The sequence below is a fragment of the Peterkaempfera griseoplana genome (assembly GCF_001418575.1).
In the GTDB taxonomy this organism is placed as follows: domain Bacteria; phylum Actinomycetota; class Actinomycetes; order Streptomycetales; family Streptomycetaceae; genus Peterkaempfera; species Peterkaempfera griseoplana.
This window is the reverse complement of sequence record NZ_LIQR01000642.1, coordinates 1-5,018: the sequence shown is the minus strand read 5'-3', so window position 1 is coordinate 5,018 and position 5,018 is coordinate 1. Positions and strand designations below refer to the sequence as shown.

The window sequence follows — 5,018 nt, the reverse complement described above, 5'->3', positions numbered from 1 at the left end:
GTGGATCCTCGCGGGTGCGGTGGCGCACAGCGGCCGCAGGGGCGGGGTGCGCTCAAGGCAGGGGGCCGGGGCGGTGTGCCGACTGGGCGTGGGCCGTGCGGGGCCGGGACCGTCGAGGGCCGCCGGGCTCCTGCGGCGCCGGAGCGCTACAGACAGCAGGAGCGAGGACAACACAGTGCGCTGGCAGCACGGCGGAGCTCCACAGGGAGGCTCCGGGATGTGATGCGCACTGACATGGGGCCAAGGAGACCCTGTTGGACGGCCGGATGTCAACTCGTCACCGCGGTGACTCCGGGCCGTCACCCGATCGATGGATCTCTGCAGCACGGTGTTTGCGCGCGGAGATCACCGGGCAGCAGCGCCTCATCAGTCCTGCCGATCCGTTATCGGGCTGTGATCCATCTCGCCTCCGCCTCCCGCCGGGCAACCGTGACGGGCCTGCGTACGTCGTGAGTGGAGGGCGGCACCGCGACCTGCGGGGCCGCATCCTCGAAGCCAAGGTTCCGCTTTGCCCGAATATGCACACTAATCGTGGCGCCTTGGTTCCGGGGAGTGAATCCGCAGGCCAATACCAGAGCCCGGCTTGACTGAGCCAGAGTGACGCACTTGTAATTTCACTCGTGTCGTTCACCGCAACCGCAAAACGGCAGCACGACGGGGAAGCGCAGAGGGGCTAGGAGGCACGCCACATGAGCGAGCTCTACGAGCTGATGATCGGTGAGGACACCGAGGAGGAGCTCGGCTGGCAGGAACGTGCTCTGTGCGCCCAGACCGACCCCGAGTCGTTCTTCCCCGAGAAGGGCGGTTCGACCAGAGAGGCCAAGAAGGTCTGCCTCGCCTGCGAGGTGCGGTCCGAGTGCCTGGAGTACGCGCTGGCCAACGACGAGCGCTTCGGGATCTGGGGCGGGCTCTCCGAGCGGGAGCGCCGCCGCCTGAAGAAGAGCGCCGTCTGACACATCGCCGGTCGGCATCACCACGCAGCGCCCCGCCCCTCACGGGCGGGGCGCTGCGGTGTTCCCACCTCGGAACCGGACTCCCCGTCCGAGCCGTTAGTGTGGTGCGCCATCCGGCGACGCGTCGTCCGGACCGCGCACCGCCGACACCCGGGCAGGCCACCCTCCCGTGGGGCACGCGCACCACCTGCCGTCCATGCGAACCGGGGCCCGCTCACGCGATGACTGCCTACAGCCACACCCGACCGCCGGCCTATCCGCGGCATCTGGTCACCGCGGTCGTCGTCGCCCACGACGGCGCCCGCTGGCTCCCCAAGACCCTCGAAGGACTCCTGGGGCAGGAGCGCCCCGTCCAGCGCGTCGTCGCAGCCGACACCGGGTCGGGCGACGACTCCCCCCGGCTGCTCGCGGAGGCCCTCGGTGAGGGCGTCGTGCACCTGGCCCGCCGCACCGGATTCGGCACCGCCGTCGGCGAGGCCGTCCGCTCCACCCACCCGCTGCGCCCCGAGGAACTCCCCTACAGCATCGCCCCCGCCGGTCCCGGCGGCCGGCCGGCAGCCCCCGGCCGCGACGAGTACGGCGACCCGCTCGGCCTCCACCAGGGCTTCGAGGACGACGACCAGTACGGCCACGGTTCCTCCACCGAGCCCGTGGAGTGGCTCTGGCTGCTCCACGACGACTGCGAACCGCGCCCCGACGCCCTGCTGCGGCTGCTCCAGGTAGCCGACTCCACCCCCTCCGCCGCCGTCGTCGGCCCCAAGCTGCGCAGCTGGTACGACCGTCGCCAGCTGCTGGAGGTCGGCGTCAGCATCGCCCGCTCCGGCCGCCGCTGGACCGGCCTGGACCGCCGGGAGCAGGACCAGGGCCAGCACGACCAGGTCCGCCCCGTGCTCTCCGTCTCCACCGCCGGGATGCTCATCCGCCGCGACGTCTTCGAGGAGCTCGGCGGCTTCGACCGCGCCCTCCCGCTGATGCGCGACGACGTCGACCTGTGCTGGCGGGTCAACGCCGCCGGGTACCGGGTGATGATCGCCCCCGACGCCGTACTGCGCCACGCCGAGGCCGCCAGCCGCGAGCGCCGCCCCATCGACTGCGCCCCCGACCACCCCCACCGGGTCGACAAGGCCGGCGCCGTCTTCACCCTCCTCGCCAACTCCCGCGGCCTGCTGCTGCCCTACATCGCCCTGCGAGTGGTCCTCTCCACCCTGGTGCGCAGCGTCGCCTACCTCGTCGGCAAGGCCCCCGGTCAGTCCCTGGACGAGATCGCCGGACTCGGACACGTCCTGCTGCGGCTGCCCGGAGTGCTCGCCGCCCGTGTCCGCCGCGCCCGCAGCCGCTCCGCCACCCCGCTGGACGACCGTTCGCTCTTCCCCGCCCCCGGCGCCACCGTGCGGCTCACCGTCGAGCAGGCCGCCAGCGCGCTGGGCGCCGGACGCAGCGACGACTCCGGCGCCGGCCGGCACGGCGGCTCGGAGAGCGGACCCTCCGACGACGACGCCGACTTCCTGGAGGTCGAGCAGTTCGCCCGGCTCAAGCGGCTCGCCCGCAAGCCGGCGCCGGTGCTCTTCGCCGGGCTGCTGCTCGTCGCGCTGATCGCCTGCCGCGGCCTGCTGGGCGGCGGCAGCCTGCTCGGCGGCGCACTGCTGCCCGCCGACCGGGCCGCCGACCTCTGGCACGCCTACGCGGACGGCTGGCACCCCGTCGGCACCGGCGGAACCGGCGGCGCACCGCCCTACCTCGGCGCGCTGGCCGTACTGTCCTGGCTCCTCGGCGGCAACGCCGACCTCGCGGTCACCCTGCTGCTGGTGCTCTCCATCCCGCTGGCCGGGGTCTCCGCGTACCTGGTGTCCCGCCCGCTGATCGACTCCCGCGCCGTACGGGCCTGGGCCAGCGCCACCTACGCCTTCCTGCCCGCCGCCACCGGCGCCCTCGCCCAGGGACGCATCGGCACCGCCCTGCTGGCCGTGCTGCTGCCGCCACTGGCCCGCGCCGCCGCCGTGGCCGCCGGACTCGGCATCCGCCGCGAGACCGCCGCCCGCGGCGGCCGCCCCGGCTGGCGCAGCGCCTGGACCGCGGCCCTCCTGCTCACCGCCGTCACCGCCTTCGTCCCCGTGGTCTGGGTGCTGGCCCTGGTGCTCTGCGCGGCCGCACTCATCGCGGCGGTCCTGCGCGGCGGCGCCTACGGCACCGGTACGGTCGCGCTGCGCCGCCTGGGAGTGCGCTGCCTGGCCGTCGTCGGCACCCCCGTGCTGGTGCTGGCGCCGTGGTCGCTGGACGTCCTCGGGTCGCCGTCCCGGCTGCTGCTGGAGGCCGGACTGCCCGAGCTCAGCGGCCGTCCGGCGACCCCGCTCGGCCTGGTCCTGGTGAACCCCGGAGGAGCCGGGGCACCGCCCGTGCTGTTCTCCGCCGGCGTGGTGCTCGCGGCCCTGGCCGCGCTGCTGCGTGCGGACCGGCGCCGCGCGGTGATGGCGGCCTGGGCCGCGGCCGCGGCCGGGCTGGTCTTCTCCATCGTCGTCGCGGGCACCACGGTCACCCCCCAGCCCGGCGCGGTACCGGTCGCGGCCTGGTCCGGACCGGCCACCCTGCTCACCGGCATCGCCCTGCTCGCCGCCGCCTGCATCGGCGCCGACGGCGCGCAGGCCCGGGTGGCGGGCATCGACTTCGGCTGGCGGCAGCCGGTCGCCGCGGTGGTGGTGCTCGCCGCGGTGCTGGCCCCGGTCGGCACCGGCCTGTGGTGGGCGGCGCGCGGCGCGGGCGATCCGCTGCGGCGCGCCGATCCGATCCAGGTGCCCGCGTTCGTGGCCGCCGAGTCGGGCACCGTGGACCGCACCCGGACCCTGGTGCTGCACGGCGACGCCGGCGGCGAGGCGGTGGCCTATGCGCTGGTGCGCGGCTCCGGGCAGTCGCTCGGCGACGCCGAGACGGACGCCCCGCAGCCCGGCCTCACCGCCCTGGTGGGCAATCTGCTGGCCGGGTCCGGCGGTGACCAGTCGGGCCGGCTCGCCGAGTACGCGGTGGAGTACGTCCTCGTCCAGTCCCCGCTGATCGGCAAGGTCCAGGACGTCCTGGACACCACCCCCGGCCTCACCCGGGTCAGCAGGCAGGGCGGCACCGCCCTCTGGCGGGTGGACGGCGCCACGGTCGCCCGCGCGGTGATCACCACCGCCGACGGCGCAGCCACCGCGGTGCCCGCCGGGGTGCGCAGCATCAGCACCACCGTCCCGGCCGGGCCGGCCGGCCGCACCCTGCGGCTCGCCGAACGGGCCGACTCCGGCTGGCAGGCCACCCTGGACGGCAAACCCCTCACCCCGGTCACCGTGGACGGCTGGGCGCAGGGCTTCACCCTCCCGGCCTCCGGCGGCCTGCTCTCCGTCGGTCACCACGACGGTGCCCTGCACACCGGCTGGATCTGGGCCCAGGTACTGCTGGGGCTCACCCTGGTGGTGCTGGCGCTGCCCGCCCGCAGCTCCACCAACGACGACGACCTGCCGGAGGAGGAGTCGACCGCGGCCGCCGAACCCCCGGTGCCCGGCAGCCGCCGGGCCCGCCGGCTGGCGGCGGCCGAGGGTGCGGAGGAGGCCGGAGCGGCCGCCGAGGGCGCCGATCCCGGGTATCCCGACGCCGAGCAGCCGGTGTACGAGCCGTCACTGCCGCAGCAGCCCGGCGCGGAGGCCTACCCCGGCGGCTACGACCCGCCGGCCGTCTACCCCTCGGACGGGACGTACGCCGACCCGGCCTACGCCCAGCAGCCCTACCAGCAGGCAGACCCCTACGGCTGGGACCCCTCGCAGCAGCAGGGGGGCTACGCCGTCCCGGTGCCGCCCCAGCACGGCTACGGCGACTACGAGCAGGCACAGCAGGGCTACGGCTACGACCCCTACGCCCAGGGCGGCCCCGACGGGGACGGCGGAGCCTACGGCTCGCTGGACCCCGACGACCCCTGGCTGCAGCAGGGCGGACCCCAGGACCCGTACGGGTCGCGGGGTGCCGGCCGTGACGGATCCGGGAGCTGACGAGCGATGAGGAATGTGACCGCCAACCCCACCACCGCATCGCTGCTGGCCG

2 protein-coding genes are annotated in these 5,018 nt (G+C 75.1%); both read left to right on the top strand.

Annotated elements, in window-relative coordinates; genetic code table 11:
• Window positions 1-689 precede the first annotated feature (689 nt).
• Complete coding sequence (locus tag AOK09_RS34675; RefSeq protein ID WP_055591179.1) at window positions 690-953, top strand: WhiB family transcriptional regulator; 264 nt, start codon at window positions 690-692, stop codon at window positions 951-953.
• A gap of 221 nt (window positions 954-1,174) precedes the next feature.
• Window positions 1,175-4,966, top strand: coding sequence for a glycosyltransferase family 2 protein (locus AOK09_RS34670; RefSeq protein ID WP_055591178.1), 3,792 nt, complete (start codon window positions 1,175-1,177; stop codon window positions 4,964-4,966).
• Window positions 4,967-5,018 lie beyond the last annotated feature (52 nt).

What these genes read in the sequence shown, in the direction of transcription:
- AOK09_RS34675 (WP_055591179.1), top strand. Translation starts at nt 690, where the DNA reads ATGAGCGAGCTCTACGAGCTGATGATCGGTGAGGACACCGAGGAGGAG.
- AOK09_RS34670 (WP_055591178.1), top strand. Translation starts at nt 1,175, where the DNA reads ATGACTGCCTACAGCCACACCCGACCGCCGGCCTATCCGCGGCATCTG.